The following is a 23,505-nucleotide window of genomic DNA, read 5'->3' on the forward strand; positions in this document are numbered from 1 at the left end:
AACATCTAAAACAAACTACCCATCAAGATTTTAGATTTATAAATCACCAACCCATAGAAAAACAGTATGAAATACAAAAAGGGCGACCCATTCGGCCACCCAATATATCAAGAGTAATTAGTCTAATTTGATAATGCCACGTAACTTGGAAAGCAAACGTTTGCCCAAAGTGAGTCCCACAATTGCTGCTGTGAATCCCAGTTACCTGAAGCGATCCAGTCTGCCAGTGCTTGGGCCACATCTGGGTAATGAGTGGGTTCAGCCTGAGGCTCTTGAAGCCAGTGGCGTACTATAGAAGGATCGAGTTCCGTCATTCCCATAGCAAGCCCAAGCTCTTCCAACGTAGCGACATTGGTTTGTTGTTCGAACTGACCATGCAATGGTTTGAGGAGCAACTTCTTACCCAGACTCAGGGCTTCTGAAGGCAGTTCAAAGCCACCATTGGCAATGACACCGCTGCACGAGTGCAAATGACGCTGGAATCCATCACGGTCGAGTGGATAGAAATCGATGCCTTCTTGAGAATAAGCCTGACTCACTTCTGGGTGGTAACAAACAAACTGATAATTAGAAAACCGCACCAGTAGCTCTTCAATATCGTCAAGCGATTCAAATGGCAAATACACTAGGATTTGTTGCTCGTGAGCTTGGATTGGGGCATGAGGCGGCGTATCAATGATCGGTGGCAGGATCTGCTGATCAAAGTGGAACCAATGCAGACCAATATGCATATTGGATGGGGCAAAATGATCAATCAGCCATTTGTCGTACCATGTGGCGTCTTTGATTGGTACATCATACTTAAACGCATTTTGGTGACTTAAGCCGATACAGGTAACGTTTTGACGCTTTGCGGCCCACGCCGATACCGGTTCAAAGTCTGAAATCACTAAGTCATAGGGAGATAGGTCAATTTCACGGATCTCTTTCCACAAACGATAGAGACTATTTTTTTGATACGTCTTGTAAACATCAACTTTGCCCTGGTGAGTGATAAAACTGAGCCCTTGACGTACTTGATAATCACCAAATACATCCATTGAAAAGTACTTGTCTCGCTCTCGACCGGTAAACAAGAAATCGACATCAACACCCTCTAGATTGTTAAATGCTTTTGCCATTGCTCGCGCTCGTGCGATATGACCATTACCTGTCCCTTGCACGCCATACAAAATTCGCATCGGTAATTTCCTTGCCTACTGTTTTATTGTTAATGAGTTATAAAGCGAGTAATTGAATGGCTATCGCAGCGCAGCCCAAGCCCAAAGCAGCACCGACAACCACGTCTGTTAAAAAGTGGACCCCAAGTACTATCCTAGAGACGCCAACCAAACACGCCCAGCCCAAAGCAGCGCTACCAAAAGTTGGGTAAAAATGCTCGATAAGCGCCGCCATGATAAATGCTGCGGCAGTATGCCCTGATGGCAAGCTGTAACGGTCAGACGGAGTGATGTAAGAGACAAATTGCGCTGAGAGCTGCTCTGGACGTCGGCGTTTAATGGTGTTTTTGGTCAGCCAGTAAATGGGCAGCTCAAGCGCAAAAGCCAACAGTCCTGCGTATAAAAACCACTGTCCCTGCTCTGCGCCAAATAGCCAAGCCATGACACCTAAACAAGCATAGAGATGACCGTCACCACTACGAGAAACCCAACGAGCCACCTTGGCAATTGGGCGATAAAAACGGTTATGAAGACACAGAGATGAAAATGCGCAATCAACACGCACGATAGAATCAAATGTACGCATAACAAAGTACCTATTCCTTCTGGTATTGAAGCTAGGCTAAATGCGTCAAATGACGGGGAAGTGACAAATTGTTTGTAAAAGAATGACAGTGCTCTGAGTAGTGTTCAGAGCACTGTTTTACTTAAAGAAGGAAAAATCTAGTGCAGTTCTTCATGTTTATGCACCACACCAAAGTCAGCCAAAATGGCGTAAGCGGCCGGGATCATGAATAGCACCAGCAAAGTTGAAGCAAATATGCCAAACACTATCGATATCACCAACGGCTGAATAACCTGAGCTTGCAAGCTGGTTTCCGTCAACAGTGGCAACAAACCCGCTGCGGTAGTCAGAGAGGTCAAAAATACTGCTCTGAATCGCTCACGACTGGCTTTTACCACCGAGTCATACACGCTATCCCCTTCATCGACATGGTGACGAATGTACTGCACCAACAAAATGGAGTCGTTAACCACGATGCCTGCAAGGGAAACAAAGCCCATGATACTTGGCATACTCAATGAATGCCCTAGCAGGAAGTGGCCCCAAATCACCCCTATCAGTGCCAAAGGGATCGCTAACATCACCACAAATGGCTCTAGGTAACTGCGGAACTGATAACTGAGGATAACGAACACGCCAAATAGTCCTAGTAAGAACCCACTAGCAATCGAGCTACCTGTCTTTGCACTATCTGCGGCCTGCCCTTCAAAGTCGAAGCGCAGTCCTGGATACTTGCTTTTCAACACAGGGACTTCTTGCGCTTGGAATTGATTAACGATCGCCGTCGAGCTTGCCTTTGCGTTATCGACGTCTGCATAAATACTGATCGTACGAAGGCCATTAATGCGCTGAATTCGCACGTAGTTACGTTGAAAGTCCAAAATCGCCACAGTGCCCAGCGGGATCTGTTTGCCATCCCCCGTAATCACTGGGAAATTTACCAACTGAGCAAGATCACCAGCCTGAAGTTTATTGAGTTGCACTTCAATTTTGATGTTCTCAACCCCGACTTGAATCTCGTCAGCGGTCTGGCCAAAGAATGCGGCACGCAGCTGACTTGCGATCATCTGGCCATTAACTCCAAAGGTTTCTGCCCCTGGCCTTAGCTTGACTAAGATCTCTTCCTTGCCCAAGCGCATATCATCGAGCACACCAGTTACCCCGTCAAACTGATTGAGGTAATCTTGGATTTCGATAGAAGCGGCTTTAAGCTCCTCTAATGAGTCGTGCTGAGCACGGATTTCGATGGCTCTTCCACCTGGGCCCATGGTCGGCTGTTTGAAGACCAGAGAGACAGGTAGCGCCAATTCTCCAACATCTTCTCGCCAAGCATCGACAAACTCATCTATCAAAGTATTGCGCTCTTCAGCACCAAGCAAATCAAGCCTCACCGTCGCAAGGTGCGGGCCACTTTCATCGGCGTCTGAGTTCATGTTGAACTGGCTGGTAATATGCTCAACCAGCACTCTGCCCTGCTCGTAGTTTTCGCTCCACTCTTTATTTAGCTTGTCTGCCGATTGGATCAGTTTGTCTACCACTTGCTCGGTCTGTGCCAACGTTGATCCCGGAGGCAAAATGACTCGAGCTTCGGCTATATCGCCATCTAGATCAGGAAATGGCACAAAGCTCACCACATTTCCCGCTACTAGACCAACAGAGGCTAACAGCAGTGCCAGCACTGAACCTAAAAAGGCATAGCGCCACTTCACCACTGCGCCCACTGCAGTCATCAATTGGTTGTTTCGAAACTGCTCAAACTTCTCCAATAGTATCGCTTTGAAACGCAGCGGCTTAGCTTCGTTTTTTTGCTTATGCAATGAATGAGCAAGGTGGTTAGGTAAGATCAAGAAGGCTTCAACCAGACTTAAACTCAGCACCAAAATCAAGACTTGAGGCACCGCACTGAGCACCGCCCCCATCTCCCCTTCAAGGAAGAGTAAGCTGCCAAAAATACACACAGTGGTCAGAAATGATGAGATGACCCCCGGCAATACCTTACTCACGCCTTTATAGACGGCATCGTCGATCTCTTCGCCTCGGTCCAAATGAGCAGCAATCGATTCTGCAATCACGATGGCGTCATCCATCATGATACCAATCGCCATCAACAGGCCCACCAGCGACATTATGTTGATGGAAAGCCCTAATTGCGCCATCAAAAATAGGCCACCAAGAAAGGCGACTGGCAAACCTGCTGCCACCCAAAATGAGTAACGGAAGCTGAAAAATAACCACATCACAAAGAAGACCAAGACAATACCTTGCCAGCCATTCTTAACCATCATGGTAAGACGATCCCACAATACTGAGGAGATATCATTGGTCATCTCCAGTTTGACTCCATCAGGAGCAATCGCTTGTTGATCTTCTATAAACTCAACAACTCGATCTTTGATGCGCAATGCATCATCGGCTTTGTTCTTACTCACCTTGAGAATTGCTGCAGGGTGCTGATCAAATAGTACTTTTTGCTCATCCAACTCAAAACGGTCGGTTATTGTGGCAATATCACCCAATCGAATTACGCTGCCATTTGGCGCAGACCCGACGACAATTGTCTTCAACTCTTCAGGGGTGGTGCGTCGCTCATCAAAACGAATAAGGAAGTTCTTCTCTGCGGTTTCAATCGCACCACTTGGCAACTTAATATTCTGTCGACCAATCTGATTGGCAATATCTGCCACGCTCAGGCCTAACTGACGAATGGCTTGATCATCTAACTCAACACGATATTGATGATCTGAAAAACCACTCACATCGACCAAGGACACCCCGTAATCCAGCTTTAGCGTCCGTTTTAGTTGCTCTGCGTATGCCTTTAGTTCAGGCCAACCGATATCTGCGGTAATGGCAATATCGACCACTGGCTCATTCCAATCCAGCTCTTGCACCACTGGACTTTCAATTTCATCAGGAAAATCGTTGATCGAATTTATCTGTGTTTGCACATCTACCAGCATACGTCCAATATCGGCTTTCTCGTTCAGCTTCAATACAAGACGTGCCGATCCTTCTACGGCTTCACAGCGAGTTTCTACGATGTTGGCAAGGCCATCGACGGCATCTTCCATTCGTACACAGATACTTTCCTCAACTTCCTGCGGCGATGCCCCAGGGTATACCACTCCAGCCATAATAAATGGTGGTGAAAACTCAGGAAACGTCTCACGTTTAATGCTGGATAACGAGCTCAATCCCAAGATAAGCAGAGTCAACATCAATAAGTTAGCTGCGGTTGGGTGTCGGGAGAAAAACCGGATCATGTGTTTGCTCCCTGCATATCTTGCTCGCGTATCGCCATACCTTCGATCGCAGGCAATAGATCATTGATGATCAGCTTGTCACCTTCTTTAAGTTCGGCAGAGATCACTACTTGATCATCACGACGGTATAGCACTTCTACTGTCAGGAATTTTAGGCGGTTATTTTCCATTAAATAGATGCGCTCACCATGCAGTGCTCGTTCAGGGATCACCCATTGTGCTTCTGCATTTCCTTCGATTTCTGCCTTAACAAACATGCCATTGACTAGCGGTGGGCGATTGCTCGGGTCAAGCTGAGAGTAATCCTGCTCTATCTCTAAGATCACTCCAACCGTCGCTTGATTTGAGTCCACCGTTTCACTGATTCTGGCCACTTTCGCCGCCCAAATGGCAGAACTGTTTCCGCTACTAAGCTCAACCTGAGCCTTAATTGAAGAGAGTTGCGGCTGTGCTGTGCTGCCATTATGTTTAAAGCTTGCTGCTAAGATTCTCATATCGTGAATCGCTAGTTGAGCTTCCACTTCCATCGTTTCCACACCATGACCAACTATCATGGTCTGCTGCAAATTGACCACTTGGTCTAACTCCACATCGACCTCAGCAATGCGCAAATCTTCTGGAAGTGTCACGGTAGTTTTGTCTAGCGAACGCTGCGCTTCTTTGACACGAGATTGATTCACTTTCACTTGCGCTTGTGCCACTTTTCTTTCATCAGGGAAGAGTTTTAGCTGATTCTCCATATCCTGAACGAGTTTCTGCTGCGAAAGATAAGACTGGTTCTGCTGATCAACATCTGACTGAGATGTTAAGCCTTTTTGGCGCAAATTCTGCTTACGCTCTAGTTCTTTCTTAGCAATAAATAAGCGGCTTTTCTCGATACTGAGGGTACTTTTCAAGTTACTTTGTTCAAGATCGATTTTAGCCAGCTGAGTATTGCTGGAGTTTAGGTCGGCCTGCGCTTGCGCTAACTTTAATTCGTAATCAAGAGGGTCAATTCGCAGCACCTCAGTGCCCGCTTTGAGTAAACGGCCTTTCTCAAGTTGTGGATGACGGTAAATGACCTTACCGCTTACCTCTGCGATAGCTTTCCACTCAAACTTCGGCGCAACCTTGCCAAACCCAACCACCTTCGGCGCTATTTCCACAGGCTGCATCTCAATCACTTCAACCAATCGAGAGCGATCAGCCGCAGGTTTAGTTGGCGGCTGTGGACGAAGTTTTACTGCCATCACAAGTAAAATAATCCCAATAGCCAAAGCTGGGAAAAATAACAGTTTACGCTTTAGGGTCATGCTCTTCTCCTGCATCCATTGGCGCTAGCAATCCTCGCTGAATAAATGCGAGGTTGTGCTCTAGTAATTGTTCAAGAAACTCTTCTGTCAGCTCGATGTTATGCATCTTCATAATTTCTGGAGGCGCAAGAAATGGAAACACCATCAAACTAATAAAGCTTAGTCGACTAAGCTTGGGATCTAGTCCGGGTTGCAGCATTCCAGCTTGAGATAACTTACTGTCTAATGTCGAACGAGCAGGCATCGAAATACTGGTCATAATATCCACCAGCATCTGCCGCTGAGGGTTATCTTCATCCATCATCATGGTTCTACCTATCAACCTCGGAAAATCTGGATTCTTCCCCATCGTTGAGTAGTAGGTTTTCATAATGTTGAGAAAGTTCTGTTGTTCCCCCTCTTTTTCCATCTCTGCGATGGTTTGTTTCATGGGAGCAATCGTCTCTCGGATCATGGTTTCAAACAGTCCCACCTTGCTACCGAAGTAATATCGGATCAGTGCGATATTGACCCCTGCTTTCTCTGCTATTAGCCGAGTAGATACTTTTTCATAGGGCATGATGCTAAACAGCTCTCTGGCGCTGTGGATCAAAGCCTCTCTCGTATCAATATCTTGACTTGGCCGTCCGACTTTTCTTGCCATCACTATGCCCTTTATTTAATCAACTGATTAATTATAGGTAGCAAGGTGCATGGATGATAGAAGATTAATTCATCACTATTTCATCATTTGATTAATTTATTGGCTTTTTACTTTATGTCTCCTTCTATGAGTAATTATTCGGCTTTAATTGCAGAAATATCCACCGAGACTATTGACCTCTACGAAGGAAAAGGATATTAATTTGTTAATTCAATTTTGTGGACGGTAACAATGACCTCACGTTTTTCATCTCTGCTTAGCCTCCTCCTTATCGTGATAACATCGCGCGGGTAGGCTGTGGACTGAAAAAACACCACAAAAAAGAAAAAGCCCGCAACTGATGCGGGTTTTTTTGTAACTATCAAAACATAAAAAATCGGTATCAGTGGGAAGCAACCGATTAACTCTCTAAAAAGGACTGACAACATGAGCGATCAAGTCATTATCTTCGACACCACACTACGTGATGGCGAACAAGCACTTTCAGCAAGCCTAACGGTAAAAGAAAAACTGCAAATTGCTTATGCGCTAGAGCGACTGGGTGTTGACGTGATCGAAGCAGGTTTTCCGGTATCTTCACCGGGTGACTTTGAGTCGGTTCAAACCATTGCCAAACACATCAAGAATAGCCGTGTTTGTGCCCTTTCTCGTGCTGTCGCCAAAGATATCGACGTAGCTGCCGAATCTTTGAAGGTTGCAGAAGCTTTCCGAATTCATACCTTTATCTCAACGTCAACAGTTCACGTTCAAGACAAACTACGCCGCAGTTACGATGACGTGGTGCAGATGGGTGTGGAAGCGGTTAAGCGTGCTCGTCGCTACACCGACGATGTCGAGTTCTCGTGTGAAGATGCTGGTCGTACCCCTATCGACAATCTTTGCCGTATGGTAGAAGCAGCCATTGATGCCGGTGCAACTACTGTCAACATCCCAGATACTGTTGGTTATACGGTGCCAAGTGAGTTTGGTGGCATCGTTGAAACACTATTTAATCGCGTACCAAATATCGATAAAGCGATCATCTCGGTACACTGTCATGATGACTTAGGCATGTCGGTGGCGAACTCGATTGCTGCAGTACAAGCGGGGGCTCGCCAGATAGAAGGTACCATCAATGGTATTGGTGAACGTGCGGGTAACTGTTCGCTAGAAGAGATAGCGATGATCATCAAGACTCGCTCAGAGCACCTTGGTGTAACCACAGGCATCAACCATCAAGAGATCCATCGCACCAGTAAGATGGTTAGCCAGCTATGTAATATGCCAGTGCAAAGTAACAAGGCGATTGTTGGTGCCAATGCATTCAGCCACTCTTCAGGTATCCACCAAGATGGCATGCTAAAGAACAAGAACACCTATGAGATCATGACTCCTGAGTCAATTGGTCTTAAGAACCAAGCGCTTAACCTAACCTCTCGCTCTGGCCGTGCTGCAGTGAAGAGCCATATGGATACGCTTGGCTACAATGAAGATGAGTACAACCTAGATGCGCTATACGCAGACTTCTTGAAGCTTGCCGATCGCAAAGGTCAGGTTTTCGATTACGACCTAGAAGCCTTGATGTTCTTCTCCAACCTTAAAGAAGAAGATGACTTCTATAAGTTGAACTACCTAAGCGTGCAATCTGGCAGCGTAATGGCGACCACCAGCATCAAGCTTCAATGTGGTGATAAAGAGACTGCGGAAGCCGCAGTTGGTAATGGTCCTGTTGATGCGCTTTATCAATGCATCTACCGGGTCACAGGCTACGACATCGTGCTAGATAAGTTCGACCTAACCGCTAAAGGCGAAGGTGAAGATGGTCTTGGTCAGGCAGATATCATTGCTAACTACAAAGGTCGTAAGTACCACGGCACTGGCGTTTCTACCGATATTGTTGAGGCTTCAGGCCAAGCACTACTGCATGTAATCAACAGCATCCACCGCGCTGAGCAGATCGAAGAGATCAAACAGAACAAAGAAAAAATTGAAACTGTTTAAAGGGTTTAAGGGTTTAAGGGTTTAAGGCTATACCAACCCCTTAAACCCAATCACTTTTAACAGAGACTACTGAACTAAAAATAATATTTCGCAAACACAATTTGAAACCACAAGGAAAAAGCAACCATGGCAGGCTCAAGCTACAAAATTGCCGTTCTACCGGGTGACGGTATTGGCCCAGAAGTAATGCAACAAGCACACAAGGTTCTTGATGCTATCGAGAAAAAACATGCAATTACCTTTGAGCGTGAAGAGTTCGATGTAGGCGGTATTGCCATCGATAACCACGGTTCGCCACTTCCTGACGTAACACTAAAAGGCTGTGAAGACTCTGATGCGGTGCTATTTGGCTCAGTAGGTGGCCCTAAGTGGGAACACTTACCACCAAACGATCAGCCTGAGCGTGGTGCGCTATTGCCACTACGTAAGCACTTCCAACTGTTTTGTAACCTACGCCCAGCCCAAATCCATGCAGGTTTAGAAGCCTTCTCACCACTACGTGCTGATATCTCACAGCGCGGTTTCGATATAGTGGTTGTTCGTGAGCTAACAGGTGGTATTTACTTTGGCCAACCAAAAGGTCGTGAAGGCGAAGGGGACAACGAGAAAGCATTTGATACTGAAGTTTACCACCGCTACGAAATCGAGCGAATTGCTCGTATCGCATTTGAATCGGCGATGCTGCGTACAAAGAAAGTTTGCTCAGTTGATAAAGCCAACGTTCTACAAAGCTCTATCCTATGGCGTGAAGTGGTTGAAGAAGTGGCAAAAGAGTACCCAGAAGTCGAACTAAGCCATATCTACATTGATAACGCAACCATGCAACTTATCAAAGACCCATCGCAGTTTGACGTAATGTTATGTTCAAACATCTTTGGTGACATCATCTCTGATGAGTGCGCCATGATCACAGGCTCTATGGGCATGCTTCCTTCTGCAAGCCTTAACCAAAGTAAGTTTGGCATGTACGAACCAGCAGGTGGCAGTGCTCCAGATATCGCAGGTAAAGACATCGCTAACCCAGTAGCGCAAATCCTTTCAGCGGCGCTTATGCTCCGCTACAGCTTAGGTGAAGAAGCGGCTGCACAAGATATTGAAAATGCAGTATCTAAAGCACTAGAAGCGGGCGAGCTAACCGCAGACCTTGCGGGTGATAACAAAGCGCTAACCACCTCAGAGATGGGCGACAAGATCGCAGCGTACATTACAAACTCATAAAGCGTCAGTGCGTGGGTAGAGCTTGCTTTGCCCACGTGACAAGGAAGCAGACAATGTCAAAAACACTATACGAAAAAATCTATGACGCCCACGTTGCGGTAGCAGCCGAGGGTGAAAACCCAATTCTATATATCGACCGTCACCTAGTTCACGAAGTGACCTCACCACAGGCGTTTGACGGCCTTCGTGAGAAAGGTCGTAAAGTGCGCCAAGTAGGCAAGACCTTTGCCACTATGGACCACAACGTATCGACCGAAACCAAAGATATCAACGCTTCAGGTGAGATGGCACGTATCCAGATGGAAACACTATCGAAGAACTGTGAAGAGTTTGGTGTCACCCTTTACGACATCAACCACAAATACCAAGGCATCGTACACGTGATGGGCCCTGAATTAGGTATTACCCTACCAGGTATGACTATCGTTTGTGGTGACTCACATACCGCAACTCACGGTGCATTTGGCTCTCTAGCATTCGGTATTGGTACTTCTGAAGTAGAGCATGTCCTAGCGACTCAAACGCTAAAGCAGGCTCGCGCTAAGACCATGAAGATTGAAGTTAAAGGCAAGGTTGCAGAAGGCATTACGGCGAAAGATATCGTGCTAGCCATCATCGGCAAAACTACAGCCGCAGGTGGTACTGGCTACGTGGTAGAGTTCTGTGGTGAAGCGATCCGTGACCTAACTATGGAAGGTCGTATGACGGTGTGTAACATGGCGATCGAGCTAGGGGCGAAAGCTGGCCTAGTCGCACCAGACCAAACTACCTTTGATTACATCCAAGGCCGTAAATTTGCACCAACAGGGGATGATTGGGATGCGGCAGTAGAATACTGGAGCAGCCTAAAATCTGACGATGATGCTGAGTTTGACGCAGTAGTGACACTTGATGCTGCGGAGATCAAACCTCAAGTGACTTGGGGCACCAACCCAGGTCAGGTGATCGCAGTGGATCAAACCATTCCAAACCCAGCAGACTTTAGTGATCCTGTTGAGAAAGCTTCGGCAGAAAAAGCACTGGGCTACATGGGTCTACGCGCAGGGACTAAGCTCTCTGACTACCCAGTAGATAAAGTCTTCGTTGGTTCTTGTACAAACTCACGTATCGAAGATATGCGTGCAGCCGCAGCTGTTGCCAAAGGCAAGCAAGTCGCATCTCACGTTCAAGCGCTGATCGTACCAGGCTCTGAGCAAGTAAAAGCACAGGCAGAAGCAGAGGGCCTAGATAAGATCTTTATCGACGCTGGCTTTGAATGGCGTCTACCAGGCTGCTCAATGTGCCTTGCGATGAACAACGACCGCCTAGGCCCACAAGAGCGCTGTGCGTCCACTTCAAACCGCAACTTTGAAGGTCGCCAAGGTCGTGATGGCCGTACTCACCTAGTGAGCCCAGCAATGGCCGCCGCCGCAGCAATTGCTGGCCATTTCGTTGATATTCGTGAAATCTAAAGGAGCACTCTAATGGCTGAATTTAAACAACATACCGGCTTAGTCGTTCCTCTAGATGCAGCGAACGTTGATACCGATGCCATCATCCCTAAGCAGTTCTTACAAAAAGTATCTCGCCTAGGGTTTGGTAAACACCTATTCCACGACTGGCGCTTCCTAGATGATGCTGGTGAACAACCAAACCCAGAGTTTGTGATGAATGCACCTCGCTACCAAGGCGCAAGTATCCTACTCGCTCGTGAAAACTTTGGCTGTGGCTCGTCGCGTGAACACGCACCATGGGCTCTAGCAGATTACGGCATCCGTGCCATGATCGCTCCAAGCTTTGCAGATATCTTCTACGGCAACTCAATCAACAACCAGATGGTGCCAGTGAAGCTGACTGAAGCTGAAGTGGATGAGCTATTTAGCTTTGTTGAAGCGAACGAAGGCGCACAGATCGAAGTGGATCTTGAGGCAATGAAGGTACGTGCCAACGGCAAAGAGTACTCATTTGAGATCGATGAATTCCGTCGTCACTGTTTGTTAAACGGCTTGGATAACATTGGCTTGACGCTTCAACATGAAGAGAAGATTGCAGAGTACGAGCAGAAGATCCCTGCGTTCTTACGCTAACTTTTAGCCCACAGCTTAAATGAGTTATTCGGGCTTTGCTGGAACAAGTCTCTGCGACAAGGACGTCGCAGTGAAGCATCATGGATGATGAATTGCGTCTTGTGTAAGTAAAGCCCGAATAACGACAACACCAATCTAGAAAATGCGATCACCTCAGATCGCATTTCTTTTTTAATCCCCCGCAAGTTTTTCCCCATCCCCAAGGTCTACTCTCCTAACCAACAAGGAGTCCGTAATGAAAAAGTTTTGGCTACTGATACTGACACTAGTCAGCACCACCACCTTTGCTGCGCCTAAATCTGAGCTTTGGGCCTATTGGGATAACAGTGATGAATCCAATCCAAAGGTTATCTCTCATCAGGAGTGGCAATCTTTTCTCGACAAATATTTGGTTCAAGATGGGCAGCACCACTTAATTAAATACGCTTCTGTATCCAACTCTGACAAGGCGCTATTAAACAACTACATCAACGCGCTCGCAGCCCTTGACCCTAAAAGCTTTAATCGTGCAGAGCAGTATGCCTACTGGGTGAATCTCTATAATGCCATTACGGTAGATTTGATCTTGGATGCCTACCCAGTTAAATCCATTACTAAGCTGGGTGGATTATTTAGCTTTGGCCCGTGGGGAGAGGAAGTAATAACGGTCGATGGTAAAAAATTAACGCTCAACGACATAGAGCACCGTATTTTGCGCCCAATTTGGAACGATGCCCGCACCCATTATGCGGTCAACTGTGCAAGCTTGGGGTGCCCCAACTTACAAGCGCAAGCCTTTACGTCACAAAACACACAAATGCTGCTAGAGCAAGCTGCAAAAGCATTTGTTAACAGTGACAAGGGGGTCATGATCACTAGCAAAGGCATGACGCTATCTTCCATTTACGAGTGGTTCACGGAAGACTTTGGTGGGAATGACGCTGCAGTTATCAAGCATTTGCAGCAGTACCGTAGCGATGTGCCAAGCTCGGTTAAGATCCGCTATGACTATGACTGGGATCTTAACCAAACGAAATAGATCAGAAACTCGAGCCCGGTTGCTCTAAGAAAAATAGCTCTTCTTGGCTAGAGGTACGGCCTAAAATGGCATTTCGATGAGGGTAGCGACCAAAGCGTTCAATAATCTCTTTGTGCTTAAACTCATACTCTAGCGTACTCTCGTTACCGTTGGTCTGAAACAGGCCGACGGCTTGCTCATGAACTTTCAGAGATTCGCTGTGCATAAATGGCATGTACAAGAAATTGCGCTGCTGAGGACTTAAGATCTTATCTTCACCATATCTCACCGCTTCTTGCGCCAAACCCAACGCAAGCGGATCGCTAGCAAATGCCTGAGGTTTACCACGATAGATATTGCGAGAAAACTGATCGAGCACGATGATTTCTGCCAGCCGACCAAAAGGACTCTGCCGCCATTCAAACAGCTCACACTGAGCAGCCTTTGAATGCAACTCACCAAAGCGCTCACTAATCTGGGTATCCAGTGTCTCATCCCCTACAAACCACTGTTTAGGGGTTAACTCATCAAACCAAAAAGTCAGTACATCAGTGTACATATGCCTCTCCAAATGCCATTGGGCTACTTAAACCCTTGCTCTTTCTTAATTAAATCGTAAGCCGATTGGATCTCTTGGGCTTTTTCTTTGGCCACTTCCATCATCTCTTTTGGCAGACCTTTAGCCACCAGTTTATCTGGATGATGTTCGTTCATTAGCTTGCGATACGCACGCTTAACGGTCTTTGAGTCCGCCCCTTCAGCGACACCCAATACTTTGTAAGCGTCAGCTAACTGGTTTGCTGATGTAGCTTGCTGCCAAGAGCCGCCTCCAGATGAGTGCCCACCTCCTTGATGGAAACCGCCTTGCTGAAAACGAAACGCCGCCTCTTGCATCTGCAAACGTTGCTCAAGCTGCTGGCTCGAGAACCCTAACCCTTGCGCAACGGTATGTAACACTTGGCGCTCACTTGGATGAAGGTCACCGTCAGCAAATGCAGCAGAGATCTGTAACTCTAAGAAAAATTGTAGCAAATCATGGCGACCGCCAGAGGAAAGGCGAACTTTTTCTAGGGTTTCACGCAATGGAAAGTCACTTGATTTACCTTCACGGAAGGCATCTTGAGCGGCTCGGCGCTGCTCGCCATGCAAATTCATGCGTCCCATCAAAGTGCTAGCCAACTGAATCTCTTGCTCGGTCACTTGGCCTTTTGCTTTAGCTACATGCCCCATCACCGCAAATGCGCTGTGGAAAAACTCGGCTTGCCTCTCGGCGTTTGAAGTCTGACCAAAGCCACCAGCAGAACCAAAACTGCCTCCACTGCCAAAACCACCGTGCTGCAAACGACGAGCTTTATCGAACTGGTGCCCTAGAAATACCCCCAGTAACGCACCAAATGGTCCTCCGAACAGAAAACCGAAAAAAGCGCCGAGAATTTTGCCAAAAATCTGCATTATTGTGCTCTCAATCTATGAATTTTTATCTTGTTATGCGGTCTTATAGTGTCGATTCAATGAAGAATCCTTTATTATAAAGGACCTTTTATCGGAACCGTGCTTTGATGGCTAGCTTGCCAAGGTGTTCCGACTTTTCACCCATGGATTCAAGCACCACAGGATTGTTCAACTTGATGTTTCGTACTTCTCGCACTCTACTTGCCGTTTCTGTGAGTGCTGCATTAACCACACCCGCACTCCAAGCTGAAGAACAAAACCTAGACAGTGTGCAGCAAATGCCGCCTCAGGATCAATGTCTGGTCGCAGAAAGCGCTCAGAATGACATTAATAATCAGCCAATTCACATCAAAGCGGACCGCGTCATCGCAGAAGCTGACAAAAGAGCCGTCTATGAAGGTGATGTCACCATCACTCAAGGCGTTCGCGAGATCCGTGCCAACAGCATTACTCACAAACCTGTCGAGCAAACCATGATTGCCGAAGGTGATGTGCGCTTTAAAGATGCTCAAGTCAAAGCCAAAGCCGACAAAATTACCGCTCAGCTTGATAGCGATGAGACGCGTATGGAAAATACGCAGTATCAATTTTTGTGTGAATCAGGCCGTGGTGATGCGGCAATGGTGCTGAAAACCGGGCAAAAAGTGTATGAAATGGAAGATGGTTCCCTAACCTCCTGTCCAGAAGGCGATAACACGTGGATGCTCAAAGCTGGTTCTATCGAGGTCGATCAGGAAGAGCAATACGCCTACTTTTACCATACTCGTTTTGAAGTATTGGATGTTCCTGTGATGTACATTCCGTACATGAGCATGCCTGTTGGTGGTCAGCGTAAAACCGGGATGTTATTTCCAACCATCTCTCTTGATACCAAAGATGGTCTTAAAGTGAAGGTGCCGGTTTATTGGAATCTTGCTCCAAACTACGATTTAACCACGACGATTAACTATATGGAGCGCCGCGGCACCCAATTCACCAGTGATTTTCGCTACCTAACCAATTACGGAAGCGGCGACCTGCGTGGCGAATATATCGGCAGTGACAGCCAATATTCTAAAGATGCCCACCGCTGGGCATTTGGCTATACCCACAGTGGCATCATTGCCGAGAATTGGAAAGTCGATATCGACTATTCACGCATCAGTGACAAGAACTACTTCAAAGACTTGGAATCGAGTGTAGGTAATCGTGAAGATGGTCAATTGCTGCAAAAAGGGAGTGCCAGTTACCGTCAGGAAAACTGGGATGTTGAATTAACAGTAAAAGACTTCCAAATATTGGATAGTGCAGATACGTCGACTCAACCTTACCAATTGTTACCACAGCTAAAATTTAACTACTACGCACCTAGCTTATACGACGGTGTGAACTTTGATGTACTGGGCCATATCAGCCGATTTGAGATCCAAGATACTTCTCGCCCTACGGCAACTCGATTGCACTTAGAGCCAGGGATTATCATGCCTTTTAGCAAACCTTGGGGCTCTTTAACCGGTGAAGCACGAATGCTGGCCACTTATTACCAACAAGAGTTTGATTCAAGTGAAACAGAGAACGCCAACTATGAAGAAGAAGTTGCACGAGCGCTACCTGAATTAAGATTGTTGGGTGAGCTGAATCTAGAACGTCAAACTGGAGAATACTTGCAAACGCTCGAGCCAAAAGTTCAATACCTGTACATTCCCGACGTAGATCAAACCAACATTGCACTCTATGACACAACGAATCTTCAAACAGACTATTATGGCTTGTTCAGAAGTCGTAGGCACAGTGGTGTTGACCGAATTAATCAAGCTAACCAAATCAGTTACGGTGCTACGACCCGATTTTATGACAGCAATTACAAAGAGCGCATGAATGTCTCTTTTGGTCAAATCTACTACCTCAACCGAGAGTCAGCCTCTACAGACCAATCGTCATATTCTGCTTGGGCAATAGAAGCGGATTTCAACTTCAGTGACTACTTGTTCTATCACGGTGGTATTCAGTATGACGTGGCATCTAGTGCGCTCCAGCTAGGAAACAGCACCTTAGAGTACAGATTTGATCAAGGCTATGTTCAAGGCAATTATCGCTATGTATCAAAAGAATACATAAATAGTAATGTTAGTTTTATTAATGAGAGCAACACCTATACACGTAACGGTATCTCGCAGGCTGGTTTATTGACAGGCTTTGATATCAATCGAAACTGGAAAGCCGAAGTCCAATATTTCCATGACATAACGGAAAATGTTCGCCTCGAAAGCCTTGCCAAGCTGGGGTATACCAGTGACTGTTGGTTTATCAGCTTTGCCTACAGTAACCAGATCCGTGATTGGGAAGGTGGCATCGTAGGTGCTACTGGCACCGAACCTAGTTACGAAAGTAACTTCAAATTTGATATCGGCATCCGTGGTTTTGGCACCGAGCTCAGCTCGACACAATCCACCGATAACGCCCTAGGCTACGGACGCCCGTTCTACTTAAACAACTAAGTAAGAACCAACAAACATTGCAGAATTGGAAACAAATTAAATGAAGATGTGGAAACAAACCCTTGCAGCCGTCGCACTCTCTGCGAGCTCTATGGCTTATGCTCAACCCGTGCAGCTCGACAAAGTGATCGCTGTGGTGAATGATGGCGTGATCTTGCAAAGTGAACTAGACGGTGCCTTGAAAACCATCCAAGCCAACGCAAAAGTGAGCAATCAAGCCCTTCCAGAGCAAGAGGTGTTACACGAACAGGTGCTCGATAAGCTCATCCTTGATACCATTCAAGCGCAACAAGCCGAGCAGATGGGGGTTCGTATTGATGACAACCGTCTCGATATTGCCCTGCAAGAGATCGCCAACTCAAAGCAAATGACTGAGCAGCAACTACGTGAATCGGTAGAAGCGGAAGGCCTAAGCTTTGCTGAGTTTCGTGAGCAAGTGCGCAATGAGATTGCCGCATCAGAAGCGCGAAATGCTCAAGTGCGTCGTCGCATCAATATCTTACCTGCTGAAGTAGATAACCTGGCTGATATCTTAGCCAAAGAAACTAATGCAACGGTTCAATATGATATCAGCCACATTCAGCTTCGTTTCAACGATGAGCAAACCAAGCAAGAAGTCGAAGCACAAGCGAAAGAGCTGGTTAAACGTCTAAGCGCCGGAGAAGATTTCTCGACCTTAGCGTTTAGTTACTCAAAAGGACCAAAAGCGCTGCAAGGCGGTGATTGGGGCTGGCAACGTAAAGAAGAGATGCCAACTATCTTTGCCGATCAAATAACGACCCAAGGCAAAGGCAGCATTATTGGCCCATTCCGCAGTGGTATCGGCTTCCATATCTTGAAAATTGACGATGTAAAAGGTTTAGAAACCGTATCGGTCACCGAAGTGAATGCTCGCCATATTCTGATCAAAACCTCGGTTATCTTAAGTGATGATGGAGCAAAGAAAGAGCTTAACGAGTTTATTCGCCAAATTAACGCAGGTGAGCGAAGCTTTGCTGAGTTGGCGCAACAATACAGTGCCGACCCAGGATCTGCAGCAAATAATGGTGAGCTTGGCTATCAAACACCAGACCTTTACGTTCCTGAGTTTAAACACCAAGTTGAGACACTGCCTATTGGCCAGATCAGCGAACCATTTGAAACCGTTCACGGCTGGCACATTGTCGAAGTGATGGATCGTCGTCAAGTAGACCGTACCGATTCTGCCATGAAAAATAAAGCTTACCGCATCTTGTTTAACCGTAAGTTCAACGAAGAAGTTGGTGCTTGGATGCAAGAGATCAAAGCAGGTGCTTACATTGAGATCCTAGGAGAAAACGATGACAATTAAGCGCATTGTAGTTACGGCTGGCGAACCTGCGGGTATCGGCCCAGATTTAGCTCTTGCGTTGTCTCAACAAGATTGGGCGCATCAAATCATCGTAAGTGCCGACAAAAATGTATTAGCCGAACGCGCCAAAGTACTCAACATCGAGGTTGAACTGATTGACTATCAATCAGATAGCGCCCCAACGGCTCAAGCCAAAGGCTCTTTGGTGGTCGACCATATTCCAGTAGATGCTCCAGTAACAGCAGGCGTTCTTGATGAAGCCAACGGTCACTACGTACTAAAAACACTAGAAAGAGCCGCTTTGGGCTGTATGGAAGGTGAATTTGATGCTATTGTCACCGGCCCTGTGCACAAAGGGGTGATAAATCGAGCGGGCGTTGCCTTTAGCGGCCATACGGAATTCTTTGCCGAGAAGTCCAATACCCCGCTGGTCGTGATGATGTTAGCCACCGAAGGTCTGCGTGTTGCACTGGTAACAACGCATATTCCATTGGCTTACGTATCTAAAGCGGTTACTGAAGAACGCTTAGAAAAGATCGTGCACATCTTACATCAAGATTTGATCACCAAATTCGCCAAGCCAAATCCAAAGATCTTCGTTTGTGGTCTTAATCCACACGCAGGTGAAGATGGCTGCCTTGGTCGAGAAGAAATTGAAACCATCACACCAACCCTAGAAAAGCTGCAAGCTCAGGGAATTGATGTGGTGGGTCCGCTTCCTGCGGACACCATTTTTAACGAGAAATACTTACAGCAGGCGGACGCTGTACTGGGTATGTATCACGATCAGGTGTTACCTGTACTAAAATACAAAGGCTTTGGCCGCTCAGTAAATATCACCCTCGGGCTACCATTTATTCGCACTTCGGTAGACCACGGGACAGCGCTAGACTTGGCCGGGAAAGGCCTCGCGGATACAGGGAGCTTCCAAACCGCACTGACTTATGCGATCGATTTAGTAGAGAATAAGCAATGAGAAATGATGTCCACTTAGGACACAAAGCGCGTAAACGTTTTGGTCAGAACTTTCTGAATGACCCATACATCATCGATGGGATCGTATCTTCGATTAACCCTCAGCCAGGTCAAAACCTTGTTGAGATCGGTCCGGGCCTTGGTGCAATCACTGAGCCAGTAGGTGCGCTTACTGATAAGTTCACCGTTATCGAGCTTGACCGAGATCTTGCAGAGCGCCTGCGTAACCACCCAGACCTTGCGGATAAACTGACTATCCACGAAGGTGATGCGATGCGTTTTGATTTCACTCAACTGGTGAAACCAAACAATAAGCTGCGTATCTTCGGTAACCTGCCGTACAACATCTCAACACCTCTAATGTTCCACTTGTTTGAGTTCCATAAAGACGTTGCAGACATGCACTTTATGCTACAAAAAGAAGTGGTTAACCGCTTAGCAGCGGCACCGGGTAGTAAAGCGTATGGCCGCCTAACAGTGATGGCTCAGTACTACTGTAAAGTCGTGCCTGTGCTAGAAGTGCCACCGACCGCTTTCGTTCCGCCACCGAAGGTAGATTCTGCAGTAGTACGTCTGGTGCCATACGAAGAGCTACCACACCCAGCAACCAGCCTAAAATGGCTAGACCGTGTGTGTCGTGAGGGCTTTAATCAACGTCGCAAGACCGTGCGTAACTGCTACAAGAGCCTGCTAAACACTGAGATTCTTGAAGAGCTTGGCATCAACCCATCAATGCGTCCAGAGAACCTGACGCTTGAGCAGTTTGTTGCTATGGCCAACTGGTTAGACGCCAATCACGCCTAAGCCAATCTTTTAAATCAGACAGATCAGAAATGGTCTGTCTGTTTTTTTTGAGCCAAACTAAACTTGGGTTTAAAGGTTTAAGGGAGTACCGTATATGGATGACATTCAACCTTGTATTAAATGTCAGGTACATACTAAGTATGTGGCTGAACAATCGGATCCAGACAAGCAGCGTTATGTGTTTGCTTATATCATCACAATTAAAAACTTAAGTCGCCAACCCGTGCAGTTGCTCACCCGTCACTGGCTCATTACTGATGCCAACAATAAGCAGCTCACCGTTGAAGGTGAGGGTGTGGTCGGTGAACAGCCGCATATTCCTGCTGGTGAAGAATATACCTACGCCAGTGGTACTGCGATCGAAACCCCACTTGGCGTCATGCAGGGCTACTACACCATGCAGTGTGAAAATGGTGAAACCTTCAAGACCGAGGTCGAGCCGTTTCGTTTAGCGATGCCCAATATCATCAACTAATTTAAGAGAACCCTGTGGCAACGTATATTGTCGGAGATATCCAAGGCTGCTTTGATGAACTCAAGCTGCTGTTAGAACAAGTCCAATTTTCTTCTCAAGAAGACACTCTATGGCTGGCGGGTGACTTAGTAGCCCGTGGCCCTAAATCGCTAGAAACCCTTCGCTTTGTTAAATCATTAGGCGACAGTGCTAAAGTCGTTCTTGGTAACCATGACCTGCATCTTTTAGCCACCTACCAAGGCATTAAGAAGCTGAAAGAGCGCGATAAAACTGCTCCTATCTTATCCGCTCCCGATTGTGATGAGCTGATGCATTGGTTACGACATCAACCCCTTCTGGCTGAGCATAAAGAGTTTGTAATGTGCCATGCGGGTATTTCCCCACAATGGAAGCTCAAAAAGGCTATTCGCCGAGCGAGAGAAGTCGAAGCTGTACTGCAAAGCAATGATTGGGTATGGCTGCTAGAAAATATGTACGACAACGCCCCTGACCTGTGGAGCAAGGAGCTAGAAGGGATTGAGCGTTACCGCTATATCATCAATGCTTTCACTCGTATGCGCTTTGTACACCCAGATATGCGCCTCGACATGCTGTGTAAACTAGGGCCTGAAGGTGCTAAAGAACAAAATCTTGTGCCTTGGTTTGAGCATGAAAACCGCAAACCATTGAAGAAAAAAGTCCTGTTTGGTCACTGGGCGGCACTGATGGGGCATCAAGATGATCAAGTCATTGGCCTTGATACTGGCTGCGTGTGGGGTGGCGATCTAACGATGATCCGTTGGGAAGACAAGCAGGTGTTTACACAGGCGTCTTTGGAAGGTATTGGAATTGAGTAGTTTTTTATCGAGCTCGCTTGTTCCCATGCTTGGGAACAAGAAAAACGTTAGTTAGGCGCTGTCGTTGTTCGGGCTTTACTTACGCAAGACGCCGTAAACGCGTCCGTGTGGGCTTCATTGCGGCATCCATGCCGCAAAGAGTTGCTACAGCAAAGCCCAAACAACTCATTTGAGTTTCGTCCTCCACGTCCAGAGCCCTTTAACCCTTAGCGCAGCGTCCGTAAACCCTTAAACCGTCTTTGTTTTTTCCAAAATTACAAACTCCATATCAAACGCATTCTTCTCATCTGCTTGATATGTCTCGCTATGAGTCTTCTGCCAGCCCTCTCCCCAATCAGGGAACTGAGTATCACCTTCAATTTGAGCATCAATAAAAGTCAGATATAGACTATTGGCTTGCGGCAAGCACTCTGCATAAATAGAGCCACCACCGATCACCATGACCTCTTCCACATCGCCCGCCAGCTTAAACGCACTTTCCAAGCTAGTTGTGGTCTCAACACCTTTGATCGACAACTCTGGGTCGCGGCTGATCACAATGTTTTGACGCCCTGGCAATGGGCGGCCAATCGAGTCGTAAGTTTTACGTCCCATCACAACGGGTTTGCCCATAGTGCAGCGCTTAAACCAACCGAAGTCGGCTGGAAGGTGCCATGGCATCTGATTATCTTTACCAATCACTCGATTATCTGCCATAGCGGCAATCATGCTAATCTTCATTCTAGTTCTCATTGTTACACTATTGGTTTGCGGCGGTAGAATAACAAACCCGGTACAGCCAATCCAATCGCTAGACCTGCAATGATGAACATTGCCTTTAAGAAGTTAGAAACCAACACCTCAAGTAGCTCTGGTGTAAAGCCCACATGATTGATTTCTACCAATGCAATCATGGCTTTAAAAGCAAATACTCCCGGCACCATAGGAATGAGCGCTGCCACCGTAAACACTTTAGGATGCGCTAAGAAGCGATGAGACCAATGAACACCAATCATGCCAACGATAGTGGCAGCGACAAAAGTTGCCCATTCAATTGGCATCCCCATTTCCATCATCAGAAAGCGACTGCCATGCCCAATCGCACCACCTAGTGCGCAATATTTGAGTGCTTTGCTAGGCACGTTAAACACCAAGGCAAAACCAACGGCAGGGATAGCGGCAAATAGCATATCTTCTATTAACGCCAATACTAAAGCGATCATCCTACCCACCCCCATACACCTAGCAGGCTCATAGCCCCCATAATTCCTAAGCAAGTAGAAAGGGTTAAAAGGCTGGCCATGACAAAGCGAGCAATACCGATGTTAATGTATCCCTTGAGTGCATCGGCCACAGAGTTGATCAATGGGAAGCCTGGCACCAGCATTAATACCGACGAAGCCATAGCGACAAAAGGATCATTACCGATATTGAATATCATGGCTTGGGCTGAGATAAGCGTGGTCACAAACGCTGTCACGGAAAAGTTGAGCAGAGGGTTAAAGTGACGATGACCAAGTTCTTGGCGAACTATCATGCCTATTGCAGAGGCGACGAAAGTCATGGCAAATATTGACCAATCTCCGCCAGCAAGATGACTAAATGAAGCGCAAGATAGTCCAATCATTAGCACCACTAGCCAACGATTGTATCGCTCAGGATTGATTTGGTTGAGCTTCTTTTGTGCCAAATCTGGATCTAGCACCCCTTTCTCCATCATGATACAAATGCGTTGAACCTGAGTGATCACTCGCATATTGATGCCTTTATCAGTGCAGCGGCGAGCCGTCGTCACACAATGATCGTCCATTAGCGTTGTGATCACCAATGCATTCGCAGAGAGAGAAACTTCAACTTCATCCAAACCAGAAGCTAGACCAATTCGGCGCATGATATCGCCAACAAGCGTACTTTCAGCGCCATGCGCCAAAAGCATTTGCCCAGATTGAGCAATAAGGCGGGAGATCGCCCGTTGATTACTATCCATAGTGTG

General features: G+C 46.8%; 21 protein-coding genes. 11 read left to right on the forward strand and 10 right to left on the reverse strand.

The window, feature by feature from the left end:
* Window positions 1-122: 122 nt before the first annotated feature.
* The 5 genes from J4N39_RS12780 to J4N39_RS12800 all read right to left on the reverse strand — a co-directional run bounded on the left by J4N39_RS12780 (window position 123) and on the right by J4N39_RS12800 (window position 6,923).
* Window positions 123-1,181 (reverse strand): MJ1255/VC2487 family glycosyltransferase, encoded by a 1,059-nt coding sequence (locus J4N39_RS12780; RefSeq protein ID WP_252020032.1) that lies wholly within the window; start codon window positions 1,179-1,181, stop codon window positions 123-125.
* A gap of 37 nt (window positions 1,182-1,218) precedes the next feature.
* Window positions 1,219-1,746 carry a phosphatase PAP2 family protein gene (locus J4N39_RS12785; protein ID WP_252020034.1) on the reverse strand — a complete coding sequence of 176 codons (528 nt, stop codon included), beginning with the start codon at window positions 1,744-1,746 and terminating at the stop codon, window positions 1,219-1,221.
* A gap of 137 nt (window positions 1,747-1,883) precedes the next feature.
* Window positions 1,884-4,988 carry an efflux RND transporter permease subunit gene (locus tag J4N39_RS12790; protein ID WP_252020036.1) on the reverse strand — a complete coding sequence of 1,035 codons (3,105 nt, stop codon included), beginning with the start codon at window positions 4,986-4,988 and terminating at the stop codon, window positions 1,884-1,886.
* The gene (locus J4N39_RS12795) at window positions 4,985-6,280 is read right to left on the reverse strand and encodes an efflux RND transporter periplasmic adaptor subunit (RefSeq protein ID WP_252020038.1); all 1,296 of its coding nucleotides are present in this window, start codon (window positions 6,278-6,280) and stop codon (window positions 4,985-4,987) included. The genes J4N39_RS12790 and J4N39_RS12795 overlap by 4 nt, the downstream gene beginning before the upstream one ends.
* A complete protein-coding gene (locus J4N39_RS12800; RefSeq protein ID WP_252020040.1) occupies window positions 6,264-6,923 on the reverse strand; it encodes a TetR/AcrR family transcriptional regulator in 660 nt (219 codons plus the stop codon). Before J4N39_RS12800 ends, J4N39_RS12795 begins: the two co-directional genes overlap by 17 nt.
* 426 nt (window positions 6,924-7,349) lie before the next feature.
* On the opposite strand from J4N39_RS12800, the gene leuA reads away from it, so the two are divergent.
* The 5 genes from leuA (at window position 7,350) to J4N39_RS12825 (ending at window position 13,205) form a co-directional block, all read left to right on the forward strand.
* Window positions 7,350-8,903 (forward strand): 2-isopropylmalate synthase, encoded by a 1,554-nt coding sequence (leuA, locus tag J4N39_RS12805; RefSeq protein WP_252020042.1) that lies wholly within the window; start codon window positions 7,350-7,352, stop codon window positions 8,901-8,903.
* Between the two features lie 126 nt (window positions 8,904-9,029).
* Entirely contained in the window at window positions 9,030-10,121 is a 1,092-nt protein-coding gene (gene leuB, locus J4N39_RS12810) for a 3-isopropylmalate dehydrogenase (protein WP_252020045.1), read from the forward strand.
* Between the two features lie 53 nt (window positions 10,122-10,174).
* Window positions 10,175-11,572, forward strand: coding sequence for a 3-isopropylmalate dehydratase large subunit (gene leuC / locus J4N39_RS12815; RefSeq protein WP_252020056.1), 1,398 nt, complete (start codon window positions 10,175-10,177; stop codon window positions 11,570-11,572).
* Window positions 11,573-11,584: 12 nt separating this feature from the next.
* The gene (gene leuD, locus J4N39_RS12820; RefSeq protein ID WP_252020058.1) at window positions 11,585-12,187 is read left to right on the forward strand and encodes a 3-isopropylmalate dehydratase small subunit; all 603 of its coding nucleotides are present in this window, start codon (window positions 11,585-11,587) and stop codon (window positions 12,185-12,187) included.
* 235 nt (window positions 12,188-12,422) lie between these two features.
* Window positions 12,423-13,205, forward strand: coding sequence for a DUF547 domain-containing protein (locus tag J4N39_RS12825; protein ID WP_252020060.1), 783 nt, complete (start codon window positions 12,423-12,425; stop codon window positions 13,203-13,205).
* Window position 13,206: 1 nt separating this feature from the next.
* On the opposite strand, the gene J4N39_RS12830 is transcribed toward J4N39_RS12825, so the two are convergent.
* Both J4N39_RS12830 and djlA read right to left on the reverse strand, forming a co-directional pair.
* Window positions 13,207-13,743, reverse strand: coding sequence for a DUF924 family protein (locus J4N39_RS12830; protein ID WP_252020062.1), 537 nt, complete (start codon window positions 13,741-13,743; stop codon window positions 13,207-13,209).
* 23 nt (window positions 13,744-13,766) lie between these two features.
* Entirely contained in the window at window positions 13,767-14,636 is an 870-nt protein-coding gene (gene djlA / locus J4N39_RS12835; protein ID WP_252020064.1) for a co-chaperone DjlA, read from the reverse strand.
* A gap of 176 nt (window positions 14,637-14,812) precedes the next feature.
* On the opposite strand from djlA, the gene lptD reads away from it, so the two are divergent.
* The 6 genes from lptD (at window position 14,813) to J4N39_RS12865 (ending at window position 21,533) form a co-directional block, all read left to right on the forward strand.
* Window positions 14,813-17,113: an LPS assembly protein LptD gene (gene lptD / locus J4N39_RS12840; protein ID WP_252023748.1), complete on the forward strand. Its 2,301-nt coding sequence runs from the start codon at window positions 14,813-14,815 to the stop codon at window positions 17,111-17,113.
* Window positions 17,114-17,153: 40 nt separating this feature from the next.
* The gene (gene surA / locus J4N39_RS12845) at window positions 17,154-18,443 is read left to right on the forward strand and encodes a peptidylprolyl isomerase SurA (protein ID WP_252020066.1); all 1,290 of its coding nucleotides are present in this window, start codon (window positions 17,154-17,156) and stop codon (window positions 18,441-18,443) included.
* Window positions 18,433-19,419, forward strand: coding sequence for a 4-hydroxythreonine-4-phosphate dehydrogenase PdxA (gene pdxA / locus J4N39_RS12850; RefSeq protein ID WP_252020068.1), 987 nt, complete (start codon window positions 18,433-18,435; stop codon window positions 19,417-19,419). The genes surA and pdxA overlap by 11 nt, the downstream gene beginning before the upstream one ends.
* Window positions 19,416-20,222 carry a 16S rRNA (adenine(1518)-N(6)/adenine(1519)-N(6))-dimethyltransferase RsmA gene (gene rsmA, locus J4N39_RS12855; RefSeq protein ID WP_252020070.1) on the forward strand — a complete coding sequence of 269 codons (807 nt, stop codon included), beginning with the start codon at window positions 19,416-19,418 and terminating at the stop codon, window positions 20,220-20,222. Before pdxA ends, rsmA begins: the two co-directional genes overlap by 4 nt.
* Before the next feature lie 94 nt (window positions 20,223-20,316).
* Window positions 20,317-20,697 carry a Co2+/Mg2+ efflux facilitator ApaG/CorD gene (apaG, locus tag J4N39_RS12860; protein WP_252020071.1) on the forward strand — a complete coding sequence of 127 codons (381 nt, stop codon included), beginning with the start codon at window positions 20,317-20,319 and terminating at the stop codon, window positions 20,695-20,697.
* A 14-nt stretch (window positions 20,698-20,711) separates the two neighbouring features.
* Window positions 20,712-21,533, forward strand: a complete 822-nt coding sequence (locus J4N39_RS12865) for a symmetrical bis(5'-nucleosyl)-tetraphosphatase (RefSeq protein WP_252020072.1) — start codon at window positions 20,712-20,714, stop codon at window positions 21,531-21,533.
* Window positions 21,534-21,761: 228 nt separating this feature from the next.
* Here the strand turns inward: J4N39_RS12865 and folA are convergent, their stop codons facing one another.
* The 3 genes from folA to J4N39_RS12880 are packed head-to-tail and all read right to left on the reverse strand — an operon-like array spanning window position 21,762 to window position 23,499.
* Complete coding sequence (gene folA, locus J4N39_RS12870; protein ID WP_252020073.1) at window positions 21,762-22,253, reverse strand: type 3 dihydrofolate reductase; 492 nt, start codon at window positions 22,251-22,253, stop codon at window positions 21,762-21,764.
* Window positions 22,254-22,267: 14 nt separating this feature from the next.
* Window positions 22,268-22,750 carry a threonine/serine exporter family protein gene (locus J4N39_RS12875; RefSeq protein WP_252020095.1) on the reverse strand — a complete coding sequence of 161 codons (483 nt, stop codon included), beginning with the start codon at window positions 22,748-22,750 and terminating at the stop codon, window positions 22,268-22,270.
* Window positions 22,732-23,499 (reverse strand): threonine/serine exporter family protein, encoded by a 768-nt coding sequence (locus J4N39_RS12880; RefSeq protein ID WP_252020097.1) that lies wholly within the window; start codon window positions 23,497-23,499, stop codon window positions 22,732-22,734. Before J4N39_RS12880 ends, J4N39_RS12875 begins: the two co-directional genes overlap by 19 nt.
* Between the last annotated feature and the right edge of the window lie 6 nt (window positions 23,500-23,505).

The sequence above is a fragment of the Vibrio sp. SCSIO 43136 genome, assembly GCF_023716565.1.
Classification (GTDB): Bacteria; Pseudomonadota; Gammaproteobacteria; order Enterobacterales; family Vibrionaceae; genus Vibrio.

Bases quoted from the DNA above. Each gene is read 5' to 3' on its own strand.
- J4N39_RS12780 (WP_252020032.1), bottom strand. From the start codon at position 1,181: ATGCGAATTTTGTATGGCGTGCAAGGGACAGGTAATGGTCATATCGCA.
- J4N39_RS12785 (WP_252020034.1), bottom strand. From the start codon at position 1,746: ATGCGTACATTTGATTCTATCGTGCGTGTTGATTGCGCATTTTCATCT.
- J4N39_RS12790 (WP_252020036.1), bottom strand. From the start codon at position 4,988: ATGATCCGGTTTTTCTCCCGACACCCAACCGCAGCTAACTTATTGATG.
- J4N39_RS12795 (WP_252020038.1), bottom strand. From the start codon at position 6,280: ATGACCCTAAAGCGTAAACTGTTATTTTTCCCAGCTTTGGCTATTGGG.
- J4N39_RS12800 (WP_252020040.1), bottom strand. From the start codon at position 6,923: ATGGCAAGAAAAGTCGGACGGCCAAGTCAAGATATTGATACGAGAGAG.
- leuA (WP_252020042.1), top strand. From the start codon at position 7,350: ATGAGCGATCAAGTCATTATCTTCGACACCACACTACGTGATGGCGAA.
- leuB (WP_252020045.1), top strand. From the start codon at position 9,030: ATGGCAGGCTCAAGCTACAAAATTGCCGTTCTACCGGGTGACGGTATT.
- leuC (WP_252020056.1), top strand. From the start codon at position 10,175: ATGTCAAAAACACTATACGAAAAAATCTATGACGCCCACGTTGCGGTA.
- leuD (WP_252020058.1), top strand. From the start codon at position 11,585: ATGGCTGAATTTAAACAACATACCGGCTTAGTCGTTCCTCTAGATGCA.
- J4N39_RS12825 (WP_252020060.1), top strand. From the start codon at position 12,423: ATGAAAAAGTTTTGGCTACTGATACTGACACTAGTCAGCACCACCACC.
- J4N39_RS12830 (WP_252020062.1), bottom strand. From the start codon at position 13,743: ATGTACACTGATGTACTGACTTTTTGGTTTGATGAGTTAACCCCTAAA.
- djlA (WP_252020064.1), bottom strand. From the start codon at position 14,636: ATGCAGATTTTTGGCAAAATTCTCGGCGCTTTTTTCGGTTTTCTGTTC.
- lptD (WP_252023748.1), top strand. From the start codon at position 14,813: ATGTTTCGTACTTCTCGCACTCTACTTGCCGTTTCTGTGAGTGCTGCA.
- surA (WP_252020066.1), top strand. From the start codon at position 17,154: ATGAAGATGTGGAAACAAACCCTTGCAGCCGTCGCACTCTCTGCGAGC.
- pdxA (WP_252020068.1), top strand. From the start codon at position 18,433: ATGACAATTAAGCGCATTGTAGTTACGGCTGGCGAACCTGCGGGTATC.
- rsmA (WP_252020070.1), top strand. From the start codon at position 19,416: ATGAGAAATGATGTCCACTTAGGACACAAAGCGCGTAAACGTTTTGGT.
- apaG (WP_252020071.1), top strand. From the start codon at position 20,317: ATGGATGACATTCAACCTTGTATTAAATGTCAGGTACATACTAAGTAT.
- folA (WP_252020073.1), bottom strand. From the start codon at position 22,253: ATGAAGATTAGCATGATTGCCGCTATGGCAGATAATCGAGTGATTGGT.
- J4N39_RS12875 (WP_252020095.1), bottom strand. From the start codon at position 22,750: ATGGGGGTGGGTAGGATGATCGCTTTAGTATTGGCGTTAATAGAAGAT.
- J4N39_RS12880 (WP_252020097.1), bottom strand. From the start codon at position 23,499: ATGGATAGTAATCAACGGGCGATCTCCCGCCTTATTGCTCAATCTGGG.